The organism is Cupriavidus sp. 207A1, assembly GCF_057798955.1.
The window spans coordinates 301,236-320,714 of sequence record NZ_JBYOJO010000004.1 but is presented as its reverse complement, the minus strand read 5'-3'; the positions used below and the strand labels follow the sequence as shown (position 1 = coordinate 320,714).

Here is a 19,479-nt window from a genome sequence, read left to right as displayed (position 1 = left end):
CCATCAGTTTTCCCGTCTGCATTTTGCTTCTTCTCCAGGTCCGCCAGCTCTATCGGCTGACGCCGGGGCATTGTATGCGTACATCTTGCAAAATCCAACAGAACTGCCAAAAGCGCCGCAACGGTCGAGAAACTGAGGCCGGCATCCCCCGAACGGGTCTGGAATGTTACGGCCCGAACGGCAGCACCAGCAGCTCGTTGCGCAGCACGGCGTTGGCGCGTTCGCGCCCGGACTCGACCGGTTCGGCCGGCCACGGCGCAGGGTTGGCCACGCCGCCGTGCTCGCCATCGAAGGCGGAATGCTCGCGGCCCCAGGCCAGCGAGCAGTCGCCCTGGCGGCCCTGCAGCAGCGCCGCGCGCGGCTTGCCGCCGGCGGCGAAGCTGAACTGCACCGCCGGCTGGGCCAGCGGGGCGGCCAGCGCCTCGATATAGATGGTCTTGGGCAAGGACGCCCAGTAACGGGTATCGGCCTCGGCATTGGCCGCGCCGGAAAGTGCCCCGGCGGCGAGGCTGAGCAGCGAGCCGGCCGCCCCGGCGGCGCCCAGGCCCTGTGCCAGGCTGGCGTTGCCGCTGCTGGCTCCTGACACCGCCGCCTGCGCCAGGCCCGACGACAACGCCCCGGCGGCGTCCGCCAGCGTGGCGGTGTTTTCCTTGAACACCGCCTTGCCGTCCAGGATGCCCTGGATTGGCCGCCCACCACGGGTCAGCGCGACCCGGTCCAGGCTGGCGGCGGTGCCCGCGGCCAGCGGCTTCACCTGCGCGCCGTAGCCGATCCTTGGCGCGCCCGGGGCCGCGCCTTGCGGCAGGAAGCCGAGCAGGCTCCTGGTCTCGCCGAGCGTGACCTTCTCCGGCCCGAGGCCGGCCTCGAACAGGCTCAGGTGCCGCGGCAGCGCGCCACGGGTTTGCGCGTAGAACGGCTCGGCCGCACCGGCCGCACGGGCTGCCAGTTCGGCCGCGCGCGCGGGGTCGCCGGCGCATTGCGAGGCCCATGCCGCCAGCCATGCCATCAGCGCAAAGCTGCCGTGGCCGCCGTCAGGCTGTTCGTATTGCCCGAAGGCGTTCTGGATATCGGCCTGCAGGAAGGCGGCGCGGGCGTTCTGGTAGTCGCCGGCGTGCGCGTAGAGCAGGCCGCGGTAGTAGAACGTCATGGCGCGTTCGTACGGCTCGCCCTTCCAGTCCTTGACGCTCTCGGCGGACCACAGCGAGCGCGCCTGCCGGGCATGGGGGTCGTCGGCATAGACGCGCAGGATGCGTGCCGCGGCCATGTCGAAGGCGCGCTCGGCCAGGCGCGGCCGGCCGGCCTCGATCGCGGCCAGGCCGAGCAGGTCGAGGTTGAGCACCGCATTCCATTCGCCCTCCATGTACAGCGTATGCAGGATGCGCTGGAGCTCGGCGGGCTTGTCGGCGACAAAGCGGTCCGCCTCGGCCGCGAGGCGCTTCTCGTCGCTGCCGAACCAGGCCGCCGCGCCGGACAGTGGCGCGGCCAGCGCCAGCGCCAACAGCGCCGCGCCGGCGCGCCGCCATGCCGCGGCCGTGTCGCGAAACCGCACCGGTGCTCCTTACTGCTGCCGCGCCAGCGGCGCCGCGGTTTCGCGCAGGTCGGCCAGTTCCGCTTCGCCCGGCAACTGGTAGCGCACGTGCATGGTGAAGCCGACGGCCTGGCCGGGCTCCAGCACCAGCCGCTGGAAGCTGAACTTCTGCACCTGGTCCAGGCGTTCATGGCGCATCGGCACCGCTTCGTCGGAGCGCGAATAGTTGTCCATGGCCAGCGTCACCAGCGACAGGAACGGCAGTCCGCCCAGCACGCCCTTGACCATGGTCTGGTCGGTGTACTTGTTGGCGCTGCCGAGCTTCACCAGGTCCAGCTCGGCGGGCAGCAGGTCATAGACCGTCAGGTCGCCGCGGAAGGCCTTGTCGCCGCGGTTGAAGGCGAGGAAGTGGATGGTGCGGTTGAACTCGTCCGGGTCCTTGCTGTGCAGGTCCAGCAGGATCTCGCGGCGGATGAAGTCGCCGCGGTGCAGTTCGCCCTTGATGAATTCGATGCGCGGCGCGTCCTTGCGGTTGACCGTGAGCTGCTGGCGCCTGACCTCGGCCTGCGTCACCATGCCGTCTTCATACAGGGTGTAGACCAGCGGGGTCGAGGCCACCACGACCTTGTTGTTGCCCGGCGAAACGGCGACGGTATCGCCCACGTTCAAGCCCGCCAGGTCAGCCTTGCCGGCCACGTCGGCGCGCACCACGGGCGCGCTGTCGCCGCCGGTGCGGGTGGATTTGAGCGCCATCGGCGGCGCGGCGCAGCCGGCGGCCAGGAGGGTGGCAAGGAGGGCGGCCAGCGGCGTGGCGAGCGAAGCAAAGCGTGGCATGAAGTGGGCAACGGTCATGGCTCGGGCATGAAAAAGGCGTTAGAGAATGTCTGTGCTGCTGGCCCGGCGGCGGCCAGGGGCGGTCACGGCCGCGCGGGCCCGGGCAGGACCGGATAGTGCTGTCCCGGCCGGTAGGGCTGCTGCGCGCGCTGGGCGTCGAGGATTTCCAGTGCGGCCGGCACCGAACCGGCCATGACGGCATGCTCGGCGTAGTCGACCTGCGTGCGGGGCGGCAGCACCAGCGTGTGCCAGGCGCTGGGCGGCTCAGCCGCTGTGGCCGGCTGCGTCGCGCGAAAGCGCGTGCGCACCAGCAACGCGACGTCGAATTCGGTGCAGTTGTGCAGGGCGGCGTGGACCGCGCGCAGCCCGCTGGCGTTAGGCGCGGTGCCGGCTTCAGGCACCGCCACCATGGCGGCAAGCTCCGGCGACAGGAACGAGACCGGCAGGGCCGGGCGCGCGCGCTGCTGCTGCCACGGCGTGCAGCCGGTATGGGCGGGCGGCGTGGCGGCGCAGGCGGTCAGCAGCGATGCCGCGGCGAGCGCGCCGCAGCGGCTAGCGATAGACCACATCGTCTGCCGCGGCGCGCTGGAATGCATAGATGTTGCTCCAGACCAGTTCGCCGGTTTCCACCTCGACCAGCTCGAACGAGATCTGCATATAGCGCTGCACCATGCCGGTGGTGGCGCTGCGGCTGTCGAGCGAACCGATCCGGCCCGACAGGCTGTAGTCGGCGCCCAGGCGCGCGCGGGCCAGCCCCAGCGTGCCGGCGTCGGTGGCGCCGCTGCGCTTGGCCTGGCGTTCGCGCTCGACCAGCGCGGTCTGCGTGCTGACAAACTGGATGCGCGCCTGCGCGGCGCGGTTCAGGCTGACGCGCAGCCGGTCCACGATCAGCTGGCGGTCCAGCGGCTGCGCGCTGTCGTTGACGAAGTTGGCGCCGTCCAGGGCAATGCGCGGGCGCTTGCCGTCGCGGCCGGGCGCGAAGCGCGGCTGCGCCAGGATGTCGCGCATCATCTGGTCGGCCATGGCGACGATGTCGTGGCCCTCCAGGCCCACGCCGGACACCGCGCCCTTGCGGCCGGGGTCCAGTTCCATGGCGGACACGCCGGCGGCGTTCGGCGCGGTGGCAAGGCATCCCGCCAGCAGCGCCACCAGCCCGCATGCCGCCATCCCGCCAGCCAGCCGCAGCGCGGCCGTTGGCGGGATGGCGCGCGCGGCTTTCCCCTCTGCTTCCCCGATTTCCCGTGCCGCCGGTGTGCCGGCTGTCTTGTCTGTCACGGTCATGCTCCCCGTATTCCCGTCATGTCTTTGTTGCCCGCGCTGCCGGCCGTCATCCGGACGGGCGGGGCTGTTTTGCCGCGATCATAGGAGCAGCCCCGGCGCGCCGCCTCCCCTGAATATGGGATGGGCAACACCGTGCGGCCGTGCGATGGGTACGGGCGGCGGCGTTTACCCTGAACGGGCCCGCCGGGCCGTCCGCGCGCGGGCGGGATATGTCAGAATCCGCCGTCGTGCCGGCGCAACTTGCCCAACCAGCGCACCGCGCGGCAACACAGAGGGGCAGGGCTCGCATCGCGGCGTGGCTCGGGAATACAGGCATGGCAAGCACAACAAGAGTCCTCATCGTCGAAGACGACCCCCTGGCGCTGCGCCGGCTGGTGCAGGCCGTCGACCTGCATGCGGCGGATGCCGTGGTGGCGGCCTGCGCCTCCACCGTGGCGGAGGCGCAGGCGTGGCTGGCGCAGCACCAGCCCGACGTGCTGCTGTGCGACCTCGGCCTGCCCGACGGCAGCGGCATCGACGTGATCCGCAACGCGCGCGAGCGCTATCGCGCCTGCGACTGCATGGTCGTGACGGTGTTCGGCGACGACCAGCATGTGCTGGCCAGCATCGAGGCCGGCGCCATCGGCTACCTGCTCAAGGACGAAACCACCGACCGCATCGCCGCCTCGATCGGCGAACTGCGCGCGGGCGGCTCGCCGATGAGCCCGCTGATCGCGCGGCAGGTGGTGAACCGGCTGCGCGGCGCGCCGCCGGAGGCAGTGGCGCGCGATGCCGCGGCCCCTGGCGCGGTAGTGCTGTCGGTGCGCGAGAACGAGATCCTGGACCTGATCTCGCGCGGCTATACCTACGCCGAAACCGCGCGCTACCTGGGGCTGAGCGTGCATACCGTGCAATCGCACATCAAGAACATCTACGGCAAGCTGGCGGTGCGATCGCGCGGCGAGGCCGTGTTCGAGGCGGCCAAGCTCGGCCTGCTCAAGTCCCTGTAAGCGCGCCATGCCGTCCTGGCCGCCATCCGTGCGCACCATGCTTGCCCTGCTGCTGGCGTGGGCCAGCCTGCTGCTGCCCGGCATGGCGGCGGCGCAAACGATGGTGCTGGCCGAGGCCACGCGCGCGGCCACGCTCGCCGACGGCACCGTGCTGCCGGCGCGCGCGCTGACGCTGCCCGACTACTGGGACCGGGTGATGCCGGGCAAGTCCGGCACCGTGGTCTACGAACTGCGCTTCGACCGCAACTGGCCCGCGGCGGCGCCCGGCGGACTGTTCGTGCCGTGGGCCGGCGGCAGCTACGAGGTACGCCTCAACGGCGTGCTGATCGCCGCCGGCGGACGCCTGGACGCGCCGGCGTCGGCGCTGGCCAAGCGCCCGTATTACGTGGCGGTGCCGCCCGAGCTGGCCAACACGCACGGCAACCTGCTGCGCATCACCGTGGCCGCGCGCGCCTATGCGCGCTCGGGCCTGCTGCCGGTGACGGTGGGCCCGGCCGCCGAGGTGCGCGCGCAGTATGAGCGGGCCTTCCTGCTGCGCGTGGTCGGCCCGCTGATCGCGGCGGTGCTCAGCGTCGTGCTGGGCGGGCTGGCGCTGCTGATCTGGTGGCGCCAGCGCGATCCGCTGTTCGGCCTGTACGGGCTGGCCGAAGTTGCCTGGAGCGTGCGCCTGCTCGACTACTTCGTCGATGACCTTGCCATCCCGGCGGAAGTGCGCGGCTATGTCGTCGCTGCCGCGCGCGAGGTGTTCCTGGGCGCCATCGCCAGGTTCTGCCTGCTGGTGATCCGGGTGCCGTGGCGCTGGCTGCATCGCACCCTCAACGCTTACCTGTGGCTGGCGCTGCCGGTGCTTGCGCCGCTGGCCGCCATCTCCAGCCATCCGTTGGTGTTTCCGCTGAGCTGGCTGGTCAAGGTCGGCATCATCCTGACCGTGGCCGGCGCGATGGTGTGGGGCGCGCTGCGCCGGCCCAGCCGCGAGGCGACGCTGCTGGCCGTCACCGTGGGCGTGTCGGCGGTGCTGTTCCTGGCGGACTGGATCAAGGTCTGGCTGACCGGCGACTATTACTGGGTCCATTCGATGACCCGCTATGTTTCGGTGCCGTTCAGCGTGGTGATGGCGTGGATGCTGGTGGAACGCTACACCAGCGCGGTGCAGAGCCTGCAGAACGCCAACCAGGTGCTGACCGAGCGCGTCGCGCAGCGCGAGGCGCAGCTGCGCGCGGCCTTTGCGCGCACGCAGAAGATTGCCGCCGAAGAAACCGCGCTGCGCGAACGCGGCCGCATCCTGCGCGACATGCACGACGGCCTGGGCAGCCAGCTGGTCACGACCTTGTCGATGCTGGAGTCGGGCAAGGCCAGCGGCCCGGAGGTGGCGACGCAGGTGCGGCATGCGCTGGATTCGCTGAAGCTCTCGATCGATGCGATGCAGGACACCGGCGGCGACCTGGCGGCGGTGCTGGGCAACCTGCGCTACCGGCTGGGGCCGCGCATCGCCGATGCCGGGCTGGAGATCCGCTGGGAGGTCGAACGCCTGCCGGCGCTGCCGCATTTCTCCGCGCGCAAGGTGCAGGAGCTGCAATACCTGCTGCTGGAAGGCATCACCAACGTGCTGCAGCACGCTGCGGCGCGCACGCTGACCGTGACCGCCCAGGCGGACACGCAGGCGATCCGCATCACGCTGGCCGACGACGGCCGCGGTTTCGATGCCGAGGCCACGCGCGGCGGGCGCGGGCTGCGCAATATGCAGGTGCGCGCCGCGGCGATCGGCGGCCGCCTGCAGATCCGCTCGGCGCCCGGCGGCACGGCGCTGACGGTGGAGGTGCCGCTGGCGCCGGCGCAGGGCGATGAGGCGGGCACGCCCGGCGAAGGGGCCGCGCCCGCGGCATAGGGCCGGTTCCGGCTTACTGCGCCGCGCCCTTCGGCAGCAGCCGCACCGCCAGCGCAGCCAGGGCAGCGGCGGTGGCCAGCGCGGCCACGCCGGTCCAGCCGAAGCGCGCCAGCGCCAGGCTGCCGAGCGCCGCGCCGGCGGCCATGCCGGTGAACATGCAGACGAACAGCACCGCATTGAGGCGGCTGCGCGCGCCCGGGTCGATGCCATAGACGATGGTCTGGTGCGCGACCAGCGCCACCTGCACCCCCAGGTCGAAGCCGATGGCGCTGGCGCCGATCAGCCACAGCTGCGCCTGCGGCGGCACCAGCGGGGTCAGCAGCATGGCGGCAAACGACAGCGCCGCCAGCGCCGCGCCCGCGCGGGTCACCCGTTCCGGGCCGCCGCGGTCGGCCAGGCGCCCGGCCAGCGGCGCGCCGAGCGCGCCGGCGGCCCCGGCCAGGCCGAACGCGCCGGCGGCCTCGCTGCCCAGGTGGAAGGGCGCGCCATGCAGCATCACCGCCAGCGTCGACCAGAACGCGCTGAAGCCCACCGCAAGCAGCCCCTGCGCCAGTGCCGCGCGGCGCAGCGCGCCATGCTGCCGCCACAGTGCTGCCAGCGAGGCCAGCAGGGCGCGGTACGGCAGCGTCGTGGCCGGGGCAAAGCGCGGCAGCTGGCGCCGCGCCACCAGCGCGACCGCGGCGATGCTGGCCGCCGCCAGCATGAACATCGTGCGCCAGCCGAAGTGCGCGGCGACGAAGCCACTGACCACCCGCGACAGCAGGATGCCCAGCAGCAGCCCCGTCATCACGGTGCCGACCACCTTGCCGCGCTGCGCGGCCGGCGCCAGCGCGGCGGCCGCCGGCACGATGTCCTGCGCCAGCGTGGCGGACAGGCCCACCACCAGGCTCGACACCAGCAGCATGCCGATGCCCGGCGCCAGGCCCGCCAGCAGCAGCGCGCCGACCAGCGCCACCGCCTTGGCCACGATGATATGGCGGCGGTCATAGCGGTCGCCCAGCGGCGCCAGCAGCAGGATGCCCAGCGCATAGCCGAGCTGCGTCAGGGTGGGGATGGCACCGGCGGTGGCATCCGTGGCGTGCAGGTCGGGGGCCATCACGCCGAGCATGGGCTGGCTGTAGTACAGCGAAGCCACCGCCAGGCCGGCGCCGGTGGCAAGCAGCAGGACCAGGCGGCCAGGCACAGCCGGGCTGGCCAGCGTGGCGGCGGGCGAGGTTGCGGGAACAGGGGACATGGCGGGTTTGCGCGGTTCGCAAAAGGGTTGGGATGGCCCGAAGTGTTGTCCACGCGCGCCGATTCTGGTAGACGTGCGGGATGAACAATGGCTATACGAGACGCGTATGACAGGCCAGCCAGCCACCAACCCGAGCGCCGCCCCTGCCGCCGCCATCCGCGGTGCGCCCGGCGCTGACCGCATCGACCTGATGCAGACCTTCGTGCGCATCGTCGAAGCCGGCAGCCTGTCGCTGGCCGCCGCGCAGCTGCAGACCACCCAGCCCACCATCAGCCGGCGCCTGCAGACGCTGGAGCGGCTGCTGGGCGTGCGCCTGCTGCAGCGGTCCACCCATGCGATGAAGCTGACCGAAGACGGCGCGCGCTGCTACGAGCGCGCGCGCGAACTGGTGGCCGACTGGGCCCGCTTCGAAGCCGACGTGCGCGGCGTCGGCCACGCCCCCAGCGGCACGCTGCGCGTGGTGGTGCCGCACGCGTTCGGGCAGGAGGTGCTGGTGGGCCCCCTGGCGGACTACCTGCGGCAATATCCGCAGGTCGCGGTCGAATGGCTGCTGCACGACCGGACTCCGGATTTCATCGCCGAGGCCATCGATTGCGCGATCCACGTGGGCGAGGTGCATGAACCCGGCCTGGTCGCCGTGCGCCTGGCGGAAGTGCCGCGCGCGGTCATCGCCGCGCCGTCGCTGTTCGACGGCAAGCCGCTGCCGCGCCGGCCGCAGGACCTGGAAGGCCTGCCCTGGCTGGCGCTGCGCACGTTCTACCGCAACGAGATCGTGCTGCAGAACCTGCAGACCGAGGCGCGCCAGGGCCTGTCGTTCGCGCCGCGCATGAGCACGGACAGCCTGTACGCGCTGCATGCGGCAGCCCGGCTGGGACTGGGCGTTGCCGTGGGCTCGTCGTGGATCTTTGCCGACGACATCGCCAGCGGCCGGCTGTTGCACCTGCTGCCGCAATGGCAGGCCGATCCTCTGCCGATCTACCTGGTCTATCCGCATGCGCGCTTCTATCCGGCCAAGCTGCGCCTGTTCGCCGACGCCATGCGGCAGGCCATCCCGACCGCCGGCATGGTCGAACGCAGGCGCGTGCCACGCGGGCGCGGCGCGGGCCGGATGCCACAAGCGCGCCGATAACGCCTATCCTGTATCGGCCACTACATCCGCCGCGGGCAACCCCGCGCCCCACATCATGGTGCCTGCGTGATCCGCCGCGTTTTTCCCAGGTTTCGGACAAGGGGCCGCATGTTCGCGTTTGCCGCCGCCATCGTGTTGCTTGCCCTGGCGGGCATCGTCGCCTACAACCTGGTCGGCGGCGAGAAGCGCATCGAGCGCCGCCTCGACCGCCTCTACAGCCTGGAAGACCCGCAGTTCGCGCGCGAGCTGGGCGTGTTGCTGGGCCCGCCCGTGGTCGACGGCAACCGCTACCGCGTGCTCAGGAACGGCGACGAGATCTTCCCGGCGATGCTGGGCGCGATCCGCGCCGCGCAGAAGACCATCAACTTCGAGTCGTATATCTACTGGTCGGGCGATATCGGCCATGATTTCGCACAGGCACTGGCCGAGCGCGCCAGGGCCGGCGTCAGCGTCAAGGTGCTGCTGGACGCGGTCGGCAGTTCCAAGATCGACAAGGGCGCGCTCGACCTGATGACCCGTGCCGGCGTGGATGTGCGGCGCTACCATCCGGTGCGCTGGTACACCATCGGCAAGCTCAACAACCGCACCCACCGCAAGGTGCTGGTGGTCGACGGCCGCATCGGCTTTACCGGCGGCGTCGGCATCGCGCCGGAGTGGACCGGCCATGCGCAGGACCCCGGGCACTGGCGCGATACGCATTTCGAGGTGGAAGGCCCGGTGGTCGGCCAGATGCAGTCAGTGTTCCTGGACAACTGGATCAAGGTCAGCGGCGCGGTGCCGCACGGCCCCGACTACTTTCCCGAGCTGGCGCCGGTCGGCAATGGGCGGGCGCAGATGTTCAGCAGCTCGCCGACGGGCGGCAGCGAGAGCATGGCGCTGATGTACCACCTGGCGATCACCGCCGCGGCGCGCACCATCGATTTGTCCGCGGCATATTTCGTTCCCGACGCGCTCACCGAGAAGGCATTGCTGGCGGCGCTGGCAAGAGGTGTCCGGGTGCGGGTGATCGTGCCGGGCGAGCATATCGACTCGGAAACCGTGCGCTCCGCGTCGCGGGCGCGCTGGGGCGAACTGCTGAAGGCCGGCGCGCTGATCGCCGAGTACGCGCCGACCATGTACCACTGCAAGGTGCTGATCGTCGACGACCTGCTGGTCTCGGTGGGGTCCACCAACTTCGACAACCGTTCGTTCCGCCTCAATGACGAGGCCACGCTCAACATCCTCGACGCGGCGTTTGCCGCGCAGCAGACGCGGATCTTCGAGGAAGACCTGAAGCTGTCGCGGGCGATGACCTATGAGGCGTGGCGCAACCGTCCATGGCGGGAACGGCTGCGCGACCGCCTGGCCTCGCTGATCGGCGCACAGCTGTAATCCGACCGGCGATGCCCGAAAAAAACCGCCCGCCAACAGGGCGGCATGCCCCGGTTCGGCGCGCGTTCTGCCCAACTTCAGCGCTTTGGTCGCACCGCATTTGCGCATGGTCAAAAACCCGGACATCTGCGCTTCAGCACCGCCAAACCGGGCCGATAGCAGGGGAAACCCAGCCCCTCCGAGACCATCGATGCCCCCCTTCTTCCTTCCCGCCGAACGCCTGATGGCGCGCCTGAATATCCGCCGCAAGCTGGCCTTGATTGCCGTGCTGTTCCTGGTGCCCCTGGTCGGCGCGATGTCCGTGGCGCTGCGCGATGCGGCGCAAGCGCGCCGCACCACCAGCCAGGAAATCCGCGGGCTGGCAGTGGTCGCGCACGCGCTCGACTTCATGCGCGAGGTCCAGGTCCGGCGTGGCGCCGCGCATGCGGTGCTGTCCGGCAATGCCGCCTTCCGCGCCACCTTCGACAAGGCCGATCGGCAGGCAGCGGCCAGCCTTGCCGCACTGGCGCGCAGCATTGCACAGAATCCCGGCTTTGCGCTCGCCCCAGGCTTGGGCCAGCTGGAGCAGGACTGGCAGCAATTGCGCGGCCCTGGGCTGGACACCGCGGCGAAGCCGCTGTTCGAGCGCCACAGCGCGCTGGTGCGGCAGACGCAGGCGTATATCGCCGACGTGGCCGAGCGCTCGCAACTGGCGCTGGACAGCGAGACCGGCTCGTACTACCTGGTCAGCCTGCTGACGGGACCGCTGCCGCAACTGGCAGAACAGAGCGCGCTGGCACGCGGCCGCGGCGCCGGCATCATCGCGCAGGGTGGCTATGCCGATGCCGTGCAGCAGGCGGGACTGGGTGCGCTGGCCGAACAGATCCGCGCAGGGCTGGACACGATACGGCGCGATATCGCTCGCGTCGGCAAGGCCGCGCCCGCTTACCGTACGCGCATCGATGCCGCGCTGGCACGGCTGGAGGCGATGGACCGCTTCCATCGCACGCTGCAGGTGCGCATGCTGGGCGCGGCCGGCATCGACATCGAGGCCAGGGCCTATTTCGACGAAGCCACCGCCGCCATCGAAGGCGTGGCGGAAGCCAGCCGCGAATTCGCCGCAATCGCCAGCGAGATGCTGGCACAGCGTGCCGCGGCGCAGGCCCGGCAGACCGCGTGGCTGGCCGGCATTGCGCTGGTAACGGTGGCCGCCGCGTTCTACCTGTTCATCGGCTTCAGCCGCGGCATGCGTGCCGACGTAAGCGAGGTCGCCGCGATGGTCGCGCGCATCAATGCGGGCGACCTGACCGCGCGCCTCGCGGTGAACGGGCGCGACGAGCTGAGCGAGATCAAGCGGCACCTGCTTTCGTTGGCGGCTGGCTGGCGCACGCTGATCGGCGACACCAAGGCCGGCGCGCACAACGTGCTGGCCGCGGCGGCCGATATCGCGCAGGGCAATATCGACCTGTCGCAGCGCACCGAGCAGCAGGCGTCGTCGCTGGAGCAGACCGCGGCCAGCATGGAGCAGCTGACCGCCACCGTCCAGCAGAACGCCGGCAATGCCGGGCAGGCCAGCGCGCTGGCGCGCGAGGCGTCTGCCGCGGCGCGCGCCGGCGGCGACGCGGTCGGCCGCATGCAGCAGACCATGCAGGCGATCGACGCCGACTCGAGGCGCATCGCCGACATCATCGCGGTGATCGACGGCATTGCCTTCCAGACCAATATCCTGGCGCTGAACGCGGCGGTGGAAGCGGCGCGCGCCGGCGAGGCCGGCCGCGGCTTTGCGGTGGTGGCCAGCGAAGTGCGCGGGCTGGCGCAGCGCACCGGCGCCTCGGCCAAGGAGATCCGCATGCTGATCTCGCAATCCGGCGAGCGCGTGGCCGCGGGCAACACGCTGGCGCTGGACGTTGCCGGGACCATGGCCGGCACCGTCGCCGCTATCGGCCGGGTCACGGCGATGATGGATGAGATCAGCCAGGCCTCGCGCGAGCAGAGCAGTGGCATCGGCCAGGTCAACCAGGCGGTGGCGCAGATGGACCAGGTCACGCAGCAGAACGCGGCGCTGGTGGAGCAGGCCGCGGCCGCGGCGCAGTCATTGCAGGAGCAGGCGCTGCAGATGCAGCGGGCGGTGGCGGTGTTCCGCACCGAGGCGCAGGCGGACTGATGCCGTTGGCGCGGGCTTAGCGCCGCAGCAGCCAGATCACCACCGAAACCACCACCGACACCAGGATGCAGGTCGTGATCGGCAGGTAGAAGCTGAAGCCGTCGCGGACGATGTGGATATCGCCGGGCAGGCGGCCCAGGCGGTCGAACGGCAATTTGGCGAGCCAGGGCCAGGCGGCGCCGGCGGCAAGCAGCACGGCGCCCAGGATGAGTAACAGGCGTTGCATCGGGATGGGAGATGGTGAGGCCAACTTGAGCATTTGACCGGCGGATGGACGCGTTGATTCCGGCCTGCTGGGGGCGCCAGGTTCCTGACTTCACGGATTCCCGGAATGTAAATTGAAGGCTGGCGCTTTCGATATGAAATTTCCTTATTCATCAGTCGGGGTCAGGTGGAAAATTTCTCGACCATAGGAATCTATGGAAGAAAACATCTTCTGATTGTTCTGAGAGTTGATTTAGGGCTGGATAAGGCGGGAACTACTGGTGAATCCTTGCGCCCCAATCCGACTGCTTTTGCCGGGTTAACGCCAATTCTTGGCCCCGATCCCCGTTGCCTAAGATGCGTTCAGTTAGAGAACGTTAGTTCGCTATTAGAACAAGTTCCTGGCGTTGGTCGTGCCTGCTTGCAGGCGCACTGCGCGATTTCCAAGGCAGACGGAGACAACAGTGCCTCAATCCCTCCCATCCAAGGCTGGCGTCGCGGACGTCCAGGCCCTGATCGACGGACAGCGATTCACTGGCTACCAGTGGCTCATTCTTGTGCTGTGCTTCCTGGTGGTTGCTGTCGACGGTTTCGATACCGCCGCCATCGGGTATATCGCGCCGGCGCTGGTGCAGGACTGGGGGATCGAGAAATCGGCCCTCGGGCCCGTCATGAGCGCGGCGCTGTTCGGCCTGGCTTTCGGCGCGATCTTTGCCGGTCCGCTGGCCGACCGCATCGGCCGCAAGAAGGTGCTGGTGCTGTCGGTTTTCTTCTTTGGCGCCTGCAGCCTGGCCACGGCCTACGCGCCCACGCTGGGCTGGCTGACGGTGCTGCGCTTCCTGACCGGCCTGGGCCTGGGTGCCGCCATGCCCAATGCCGTGACGCTCACCGCCGAGTTCGCGCCGCAACGCCGCCGGGCGGTGCTGGTCAACACCATGTTCTGCGGCTTTCCGCTCGGCTCCGCCGCCGGCGGCTTTGTCGCCGCCGCGATGATCCCGCACTTCGGCTGGCACAGCGTGCTGCTGCTCGGCGGCATCGTGCCGCTTGCGCTCGCGCTGCTGCTGGTGGTGCTGCTGCCTGAGTCGGTGCGCTACATGGTGGTGCGCAACTATCCCGCCGACCAGATCCGCCAGCTGCTGCGGCGCGTGACCGGCGCGGACCTGGGGGCAGCGAATGCCTTCATCGTCGGCGAGCAGGCGCCCGCGACCCGGTCCGCCATTGGCACGGTGCTGGCGCCGGGCTATCGCCTGGGTTCGGCGATGCTGTGGTGCACCTACTTCATGGGCCTGGTCATCTTCTACCTGCTGACGAGCTGGATGCCCACGCTGATGAAGGACGCCGGCTTCTCGATCCAGCACGCGTCATTCCTGACGGCGCTGTTCCCGCTCGGCGGCGGCATCGGCACCATCGCGGCCGGCTGGTTCATGGACCGTTTCAATCCGAACAAGGTGATCGCCATCACCTACGCCGCCACCGGCGTGCTGATCTACGCCGTGGGCCAGGGCACCGGCAGCCAGGTGCTGCTAGGCGTGCTGATCTTCCTCGCCGGCACCGCGATGAACGGGGCGCAGTCGTCGATGCCGTCGCTGGCGGCGGCGTTCTACCCGACGCAGGGCCGGGCCACCGGGGTGGCGTGGATGCTGGGCATCGGCCGCTTCGGTGGCATCACCGGGGCGTTGCTCGGTGCCGAACTGCTGCGCCTGCATCTGGGCTTCGACACCATCTTTACGCTGCTCGCCGTGCCGGCATTCCTGGCCGCCGGTGCGCTCGTGATCAAGCATGTCAGCGGCAGCCGTGCGACAAGTGCGGATGCCGCCGGCAGCGCAGGCGTGGCCGCTCACTGAGACCTCACTGACCTCTCACTCAGCGGCAAGCGGCCTGGCCGCGGCGCGGATGCAGTCGGCCAGCGCTTCGGCCATCGGGCTGAGCGTGCGGTCGCCGTGCCGCAGCAGGCCGATCGGTTCCTCGGTGCCCTGCGTATCGAGCGGCAGCAAAACCAGCTCATCCTCGGCCACCGCGCGCCGCGCGGCGGACAGGGGCGCCGCCCACACGCAGTCGCTGTGGCGGGCCAGCAGCCGTCCGAGGTAGGCATCCGACGTTTCCACGCATCCGCCTGGCAGGGGCAGGCCGTGGCGGGCCAGCAGGCTTTCGGTGTTGTGGCGGGGGATCGAGCCCGCGGCGGGGATCACCAGCGGCCATGCCAGCACGTCGAGCAAGGTCGGCCGCGAGACGGCGGCAAGCGGATGCGCGGGGCGTACCGCCAGGGCCAGCGAGTCGGGCCCCAGCGATTCGAACCACAGGCTTTCCATGGCAACCGGGTCATCCATGCGGCCAATGACCAGGTCCAGCACATCGGCCTTGAGCTGGTCGATCAGGCTGCGGTTCATGCCGGTCTGGACGGCAAGCCCGACCTCGGGGTGCGCGGCACGGAAGCGCAGCAAGGCATCGGTCAGCACTGCCGGCACCACGCTGGGCAGCGCCCCCAGCCGGATGCGCTCCCGGGGCTGCGCCTGCTCGCCGGCCATGCTGTCGGCCGCCGCATCGATATCCGCAAGGATGCGCAGCGCGTGACGCAGGAAGCGCGTGCCGGCGGTGGTCAGTTCCGTGCCCGCACGCTGGCGCACCAGCAGGCGGGTGCCGGTCAGCTCTTCCAGTTCGCTCAGGGTCTTGGACACGGCTGGCTGTGTCAGCCCGAGGCGGTCGGCGGCGCGGCCCAGGTGCTGCGTCTGCGACACCGCCACGAAGCAGTAGAGATGCCGCAGCCGAACGCGGTTGCGGAAGATTTCAAGCGCGGGCCGGGCGGTGGCTTTCATGCGGGAAAGTTATCGTAATTCTCAGAAAACTTAATTTACATGACTTTATGTGTTGCCTAAAGTCCTGTCACGCCAACCACAAGGAGACTGCGCAATGACCCGTCTTGCCCAATATCGCCGTCCCTACTGGGACACCCAGCCCGAATACCGCTTCGACCCCTACGCTTCCACGCAGAAGCGCTCGCCCGGCCAGCCGCTGATTGCGCTGCCGCAGTCGCTGTCCGAAGTGACCGGTCCCACCTTCGGCGCCGAATTCGTCCGCGAAGGCGATAACGACCTCACCGCCGGCAACGGTGGGGAGGCTATCGGCGAGCGCATCCTGGTGACCGGCCGCGTGCTGGACGAGAATGGCCGGCCGGTGCCGAACGCGCTGATCGAGGTGTGGCAGGCCAACGCAGCCGGCCGCTACGTGCACAAGCGCGACCAGCATGACGCGCCGCTGGACCCGCATTTCTCCGGCGAGGGCCGCACCGTCACCGACGCCAACGGGCACTACCGGTTCAAGACCATCAGGCCCGGCGCCTATCCCTGGCGCAACCACCACAACGCCTGGCGGCCGCAGCATATCCACTTCTCGCTGTTCGGCAATGCCTATGCCACGCGGCTGGTGACGCAGATGTACTTCCCCGGCGATCCGCTGTTGCCGTTCGACCCGATCTTCAACTGCGTGCCGGACGAGAAGGCACGCGACCGGCTCATCGCCAGTCTCGACTGGGAGACTACCCAGCCCGAATACGCGCTCGGCTACCGTTTCGATATCGTGCTGCGTGGCCGCGATGCCACGCCGATGGAGTAAGACCATGCTTTACGCCACCGCATCCCAGACCGTCGGCCCCTACCTCCATATCGGCCTGAGCGGACTGAACTGCGCCGACCTGACCGCCAGCGCCCCGGCACTGGCCGGCCAGCGCATCGTGATCGAAGGCCGCGTCACCGACGGCAACGGCGAGCCCGTGCCCGACGGCATGGTCGAGATCTGGCAGGCCAATCCCGCCGGTCGCTACCGCCACGCCGAAGACACGCGCGAACTGCCGCTGGTGCCCGGCTTTACCGGCTTCGGCCGCGTGCCGACCGAGGCCGACGGGTCGTTCCGCTTCGTCACCGTCAAGCCGGGCGCCGTGCCCGGGGCCGACGGCCGGCCGCAGGCGCCGCACATCATGGTGTCGGTGTTCATGCGCGGGCTGGTCAAGCACGTTGCCACGCGCATGTACTTCCCGGACGAGACCGCGGCCAATGCGGCGGATCCAGTGCTGGCGCTGGTGCCGGCCGAGCGGCGCGGCACGCTCGTTGGCCTCGATTCCGGCAACGATGCCGGCAACGGCACGCTGCGCTGGAACATCGTGCTGCAAGGTCCGGACGAGACGGTGTTCTTCGATATCTGACACGCCGCGCCGGCGGGCAGGCATCTCCCGGCCGCCGGCGACAGACGCATAATCAGGTGGTCGTCATCGCCACGACCCCCTACCGATCGCCCCCATGCCAACCGTCACGCGTCTTACCGATCCCATGTTCGGCAGCCCCGCGGTGCTGGACATCTTCTCCGACGCCGGCACCGTGCAGCGCATGCTTGCCGTCGAGGCCGCGCTCGCGCGTGCCGAAGCGCAATGCGGCGTGATCCCGGCCGCTGCCGCGACCGTCATCACCGAAGTCTGCAGCCACGTCGGCGCCATCGACCGCGAAGCGCTGGCGCAGGCCGCGGTCGCTGCCGGCAATCTGGCCATTCCGTTTGTCAAACAGCTGACCGCCGCCGTGGCCGAGCGCGATGCCGATGCAGCGCGCTTCGTGCACTGGGGCGCCACCAGCCAGGACATCATCGACACCGCGCTGGTCCTCCAGGTCGCGGACGCGCTGCGCGCGCTCGATGCCGACCTGGTACGCCTGGGCGAAGCCTGCGCCGTGCTGGCCAGCGCGCATCGCGCCACGCCGATGGTGGCGCGCACCTGGCTGCAGCATGCACTGCCAACCACCTTTGGCTGCAAGGCCGCCGGCTGGCTCGACGCGCTGCGCCGCGACCTCGCCCGCCTTGGTGCAGCGCGCGCGCAGGCCCGCGCGCTGCAGTTCGGCGGCGCCGCGGGCACGCTCGCGAGCCTGGGCGACGCCGCGCCCGGCGTGACCGCCGCACTGGCCCGCGAACTCGGCCTGGTCGCGCCCGTGCTGCCGTGGCATGCGCATCGCGACCGCATGGTCGAAGTTGCCACCACGCTCGGCATGCTGACCGGCACGCTCGGCAAGATGGCTCGCGACATCTCGCTGCTGATGCAGACCGAGGTGGCGGAAGTGGCCGAGCCCGCCGGGCCCGGCCGTGGCGGCTCCAGCACCATGCCGCACAAGCGCAATCCGGTGGGTTGCGCGGCGGTGCTGACGGCGTCGGTGCGCGTGCCGCCGCTGGTGGCCACCATGCTGTCAGGCATGGTGCAGGAACACGAGCGTGCGCTGGGCGGCTGGCAGGCGGAATGGGACACGCTGCCGCAGATCGTCGCGCTGGCCGCGGGCGCGCTGCGCCAGATGGGCGAGGTGGTGGCGGGGCTGCAGGTCGATGCGGCGCGCATGCGCAGCAATCTCGATCTCACGCATGGGTTGATACTCGGCGAGGCCGCGATGCTGGAGCTCGGTGGCAGGATCGGCCGGCTGCAAGCGCACCACGTGGTGGAGCGCGCCTCGCGCCGCGCCGTGGCCGATGGCACCAGCCTGCGCGATGCGCTGGCCCGCACGCTGCAGGAAGAACCGGCCCATGCGGGCTTGCTCGACGACACCACGCTTGACCGACTTGCCAATCCTGGCAACTATGCGGGCCAGTCATCGGCTTTCGCGGATGCGGCGGTGCAGGCGTGGCAATCCGCGCTTGCCGAACGTGCCGCACGGTAACTCGCCAAGGATTCTCAGGAGACTGCATTGCCCTATCTCGATCACGCCGGTGCCCGGCTCTTCTACACCGTCGACGGCCCCGAGGCCGCGCCGGCCATCATCTTCTCCAACTCGCTCGGCACCGACCACACCATGTGGGAGCCACAGGCCGCCGCGCTGGCCGGGCGCTGTCGCGTGGTGCGCTACGACACGCGCGGCCACGGCCGCTCGACCGCGCCGGGCGATGCCTTCACGGTTGAACAGCTCGGTCAGGACGTAATCGCCATCCTGGACGCATTGCGGATTGACCAAGCGGTGTTCTGCGGCCTGTCATTGGGCGGCCTGACCGGGATGTGGCTCGGCATCCATGCGCCCGAGCGCTTCTGCCGCATCGTGCTGGCCAATACCGCGGCAAAGATCGGCAACGCCGAGGGATGGAACACGCGCATCGACACCGTGCTGCGCGACGGCATGGCCGGGATGGTCGCGCCATCGATCGAACGTTGGTTCACGCCGGGGTTTGCCGCCACCTCGGACCGCGCGCTGGATAGCCTGCGCGGCGTGCTGGCAGGACTCGATCCGCGCGGCTATGCGGCCAGCTGCGCGGCGGTGCGCGACGCCGACTTCCGCGAGACGGTGTCGTCGATCACGGTGCCGGTGCTGGTCATCGCCGGCAGCCAGGACCCGTCGACCACCGCGCAAGAGGGCCGCGCGCTGGCCGATGCGATTCCCGGTGCGCGCTTCGTCGAACTGCCTGCCGCGCATATTTCCAGCTTCGAGCAGCCAGGCCGCTTCACCGCTGCACTGGTGGACTTCGTGCAAGGCCGCCTGCCCGTGACCGACGATCACGCGCGCTACGAAGCCGGACTCTCGGTGCGGCGCGAGGTACTCGGCAGCGCGCACGTCGATCGCTCGCTGGCGCGGCTGTCGCCGCTCAACGAAGAATTCCAGCACCTCATCACGCGCTACGCCTGGGGCGAGATCTGGACGCGCGAGGGCCTGCCGCGCCACACCCGCAGCCTGCTGACCATCGCCATGATGGTGGCGCTGAACCGCACGGATGAACTGAAGCTGCATCTGCGCGCTGCCGCCAACAATGGCGTCACGCGCGACCAGATCAAGGAAGTGCTGCTGCAGACCGCGATCTATTGCGGTGTGCCGGCGGCGAATTCGGCCTTCCACCTGGCCGAGGAAATCTTCGCCGCGATGGACCAGCCGGACTGA

The 19,479-nt window shown here is 70.0% G+C and carries 17 protein-coding genes; 10 read left to right on the top strand and 7 right to left on the bottom strand.

All coding sequences use genetic code 11. The features are described from left to right. Positions 1–166: 166 nt before the first annotated feature. The 4 genes from AC3FMM_RS09545 to AC3FMM_RS09530 form a co-directional block, all read right to left on the bottom strand. On the bottom strand, positions 167–1,549 hold the full coding sequence (locus tag AC3FMM_RS09545; RefSeq protein WP_488686498.1) for a hypothetical protein: 1,383 nt from the start codon (positions 1,547–1,549) through the stop codon (positions 167–169). 9 nt (positions 1,550–1,558) lie between these two features. Beyond that, positions 1,559–2,380: a hypothetical protein gene (locus AC3FMM_RS09540; RefSeq protein ID WP_240987774.1), complete on the bottom strand. Its 822-nt coding sequence runs from the start codon at positions 2,378–2,380 to the stop codon at positions 1,559–1,561. Positions 2,381–2,445: 65 nt separating this feature from the next. Continuing rightward, positions 2,446–2,931, bottom strand: coding sequence for a hypothetical protein (locus AC3FMM_RS09535; protein WP_147309739.1), 486 nt, complete (start codon positions 2,929–2,931; stop codon positions 2,446–2,448). After that, the gene (locus AC3FMM_RS09530; protein WP_240987775.1) at positions 2,915–3,637 is read right to left on the bottom strand and encodes a penicillin-binding protein activator LpoB; all 723 of its coding nucleotides are present in this window, start codon (positions 3,635–3,637) and stop codon (positions 2,915–2,917) included. The genes AC3FMM_RS09535 and AC3FMM_RS09530 overlap by 17 nt, the downstream gene beginning before the upstream one ends. Before the next feature lie 320 nt (positions 3,638–3,957). On the opposite strand from AC3FMM_RS09530, the gene AC3FMM_RS09525 reads away from it, so the two are divergent. Both AC3FMM_RS09525 and AC3FMM_RS09520 read left to right on the top strand, forming a co-directional pair. Further along, on the top strand, positions 3,958–4,632 hold the full coding sequence (locus AC3FMM_RS09525) for a response regulator (RefSeq protein ID WP_115713997.1): 675 nt from the start codon (positions 3,958–3,960) through the stop codon (positions 4,630–4,632). Between the two features lie 37 nt (positions 4,633–4,669). Further along, entirely contained in the window at positions 4,670–6,517 is a 1,848-nt protein-coding gene (locus tag AC3FMM_RS09520) for a sensor histidine kinase (RefSeq protein WP_240987776.1), read from the top strand. Between the two features lie 13 nt (positions 6,518–6,530). On the opposite strand, the gene AC3FMM_RS09515 is transcribed toward AC3FMM_RS09520, so the two are convergent. Continuing rightward, positions 6,531–7,751, bottom strand: coding sequence for an MFS transporter (locus AC3FMM_RS09515; RefSeq protein WP_488686497.1), 1,221 nt, complete (start codon positions 7,749–7,751; stop codon positions 6,531–6,533). Between the two features lie 106 nt (positions 7,752–7,857). Between AC3FMM_RS09515 and AC3FMM_RS09510 the strand changes: the two genes are divergently transcribed. The 3 genes from AC3FMM_RS09510 to AC3FMM_RS09500 all read left to right on the top strand — a co-directional run bounded on the left by AC3FMM_RS09510 (position 7,858) and on the right by AC3FMM_RS09500 (position 12,394). Beyond that, complete coding sequence (locus AC3FMM_RS09510) at positions 7,858–8,880, top strand: LysR family transcriptional regulator (RefSeq protein WP_116313931.1); 1,023 nt, start codon at positions 7,858–7,860, stop codon at positions 8,878–8,880. 108 nt (positions 8,881–8,988) lie between these two features. Continuing rightward, complete coding sequence (locus AC3FMM_RS09505) at positions 8,989–10,251, top strand: phospholipase D-like domain-containing protein (protein WP_116313932.1); 1,263 nt, start codon at positions 8,989–8,991, stop codon at positions 10,249–10,251. A gap of 190 nt (positions 10,252–10,441) precedes the next feature. Continuing rightward, on the top strand, positions 10,442–12,394 hold the full coding sequence (locus tag AC3FMM_RS09500; protein ID WP_116313933.1) for a methyl-accepting chemotaxis protein: 1,953 nt from the start codon (positions 10,442–10,444) through the stop codon (positions 12,392–12,394). A 16-nt stretch (positions 12,395–12,410) separates the two neighbouring features. Here the strand turns inward: AC3FMM_RS09500 and AC3FMM_RS09495 are convergent, their stop codons facing one another. Then, positions 12,411–12,620, bottom strand: coding sequence for a DUF2905 domain-containing protein (locus tag AC3FMM_RS09495; protein ID WP_115682339.1), 210 nt, complete (start codon positions 12,618–12,620; stop codon positions 12,411–12,413). Positions 12,621–13,062: 442 nt separating this feature from the next. Here AC3FMM_RS09495 and AC3FMM_RS09490 point away from each other — a divergent pair, with 442 nt between their 5' ends. Next, complete coding sequence (locus AC3FMM_RS09490) at positions 13,063–14,442, top strand: MFS transporter (protein WP_115713991.1); 1,380 nt, start codon at positions 13,063–13,065, stop codon at positions 14,440–14,442. Between the two features lie 15 nt (positions 14,443–14,457). On the opposite strand, the gene AC3FMM_RS09485 is transcribed toward AC3FMM_RS09490, so the two are convergent. After that, positions 14,458–15,411, bottom strand: a complete 954-nt coding sequence (locus tag AC3FMM_RS09485) for a LysR substrate-binding domain-containing protein (RefSeq protein ID WP_115713990.1) — start codon at positions 15,409–15,411, stop codon at positions 14,458–14,460. 94 nt (positions 15,412–15,505) lie between these two features. On the opposite strand from AC3FMM_RS09485, the gene pcaH reads away from it, so the two are divergent. From pcaH to pcaDC, 4 genes are all read left to right on the top strand, one after another. Continuing rightward, a complete protein-coding gene (pcaH, locus tag AC3FMM_RS09480; protein ID WP_115713989.1) occupies positions 15,506–16,207 on the top strand; it encodes a protocatechuate 3,4-dioxygenase subunit beta in 702 nt (233 codons plus the stop codon). A gap of 4 nt (positions 16,208–16,211) precedes the next feature. Continuing rightward, a complete protein-coding gene (gene pcaG / locus AC3FMM_RS09475; protein WP_115713988.1) occupies positions 16,212–16,793 on the top strand; it encodes a protocatechuate 3,4-dioxygenase subunit alpha in 582 nt (193 codons plus the stop codon). Positions 16,794–16,887: 94 nt separating this feature from the next. Then, complete coding sequence (locus tag AC3FMM_RS09470; protein ID WP_488686496.1) at positions 16,888–18,276, top strand: 3-carboxy-cis,cis-muconate cycloisomerase; 1,389 nt, start codon at positions 16,888–16,890, stop codon at positions 18,274–18,276. A 27-nt stretch (positions 18,277–18,303) separates the two neighbouring features. Further along, positions 18,304–19,479 carry a bifunctional 3-oxoadipate enol-lactonase/4-carboxymuconolactone decarboxylase PcaDC gene (gene pcaDC, locus AC3FMM_RS09465; protein WP_414248549.1) on the top strand — a complete coding sequence of 392 codons (1,176 nt, stop codon included), beginning with the start codon at positions 18,304–18,306 and terminating at the stop codon, positions 19,477–19,479.

Bases quoted from the DNA above. Each gene is read 5' to 3' on its own strand.
- pcaH (WP_115713989.1), top strand. From the start codon at position 15,506: ATGACCCGTCTTGCCCAATATCGCCGTCCCTACTGGGACACCCAGCCC.
- AC3FMM_RS09535 (WP_147309739.1), bottom strand. From the start codon at position 2,931: ATGTGGTCTATCGCTAGCCGCTGCGGCGCGCTCGCCGCGGCATCGCTG.
- AC3FMM_RS09540 (WP_240987774.1), bottom strand. From the start codon at position 2,380: ATGACCGTTGCCCACTTCATGCCACGCTTTGCTTCGCTCGCCACGCCG.
- AC3FMM_RS09515 (WP_488686497.1), bottom strand. From the start codon at position 7,751: ATGTCCCCTGTTCCCGCAACCTCGCCCGCCGCCACGCTGGCCAGCCCG.
- AC3FMM_RS09520 (WP_240987776.1), top strand. From the start codon at position 4,670: ATGCTTGCCCTGCTGCTGGCGTGGGCCAGCCTGCTGCTGCCCGGCATG.
- pcaG (WP_115713988.1), top strand. From the start codon at position 16,212: ATGCTTTACGCCACCGCATCCCAGACCGTCGGCCCCTACCTCCATATC.
- AC3FMM_RS09500 (WP_116313933.1), top strand. From the start codon at position 10,442: ATGCCCCCCTTCTTCCTTCCCGCCGAACGCCTGATGGCGCGCCTGAAT.
- AC3FMM_RS09505 (WP_116313932.1), top strand. From the start codon at position 8,989: ATGTTCGCGTTTGCCGCCGCCATCGTGTTGCTTGCCCTGGCGGGCATC.
- AC3FMM_RS09485 (WP_115713990.1), bottom strand. From the start codon at position 15,411: ATGAAAGCCACCGCCCGGCCCGCGCTTGAAATCTTCCGCAACCGCGTT.
- AC3FMM_RS09495 (WP_115682339.1), bottom strand. From the start codon at position 12,620: ATGCAACGCCTGTTACTCATCCTGGGCGCCGTGCTGCTTGCCGCCGGC.
- AC3FMM_RS09510 (WP_116313931.1), top strand. From the start codon at position 7,858: ATGACAGGCCAGCCAGCCACCAACCCGAGCGCCGCCCCTGCCGCCGCC.
- AC3FMM_RS09470 (WP_488686496.1), top strand. From the start codon at position 16,888: ATGCCAACCGTCACGCGTCTTACCGATCCCATGTTCGGCAGCCCCGCG.
- AC3FMM_RS09525 (WP_115713997.1), top strand. From the start codon at position 3,958: ATGGCAAGCACAACAAGAGTCCTCATCGTCGAAGACGACCCCCTGGCG.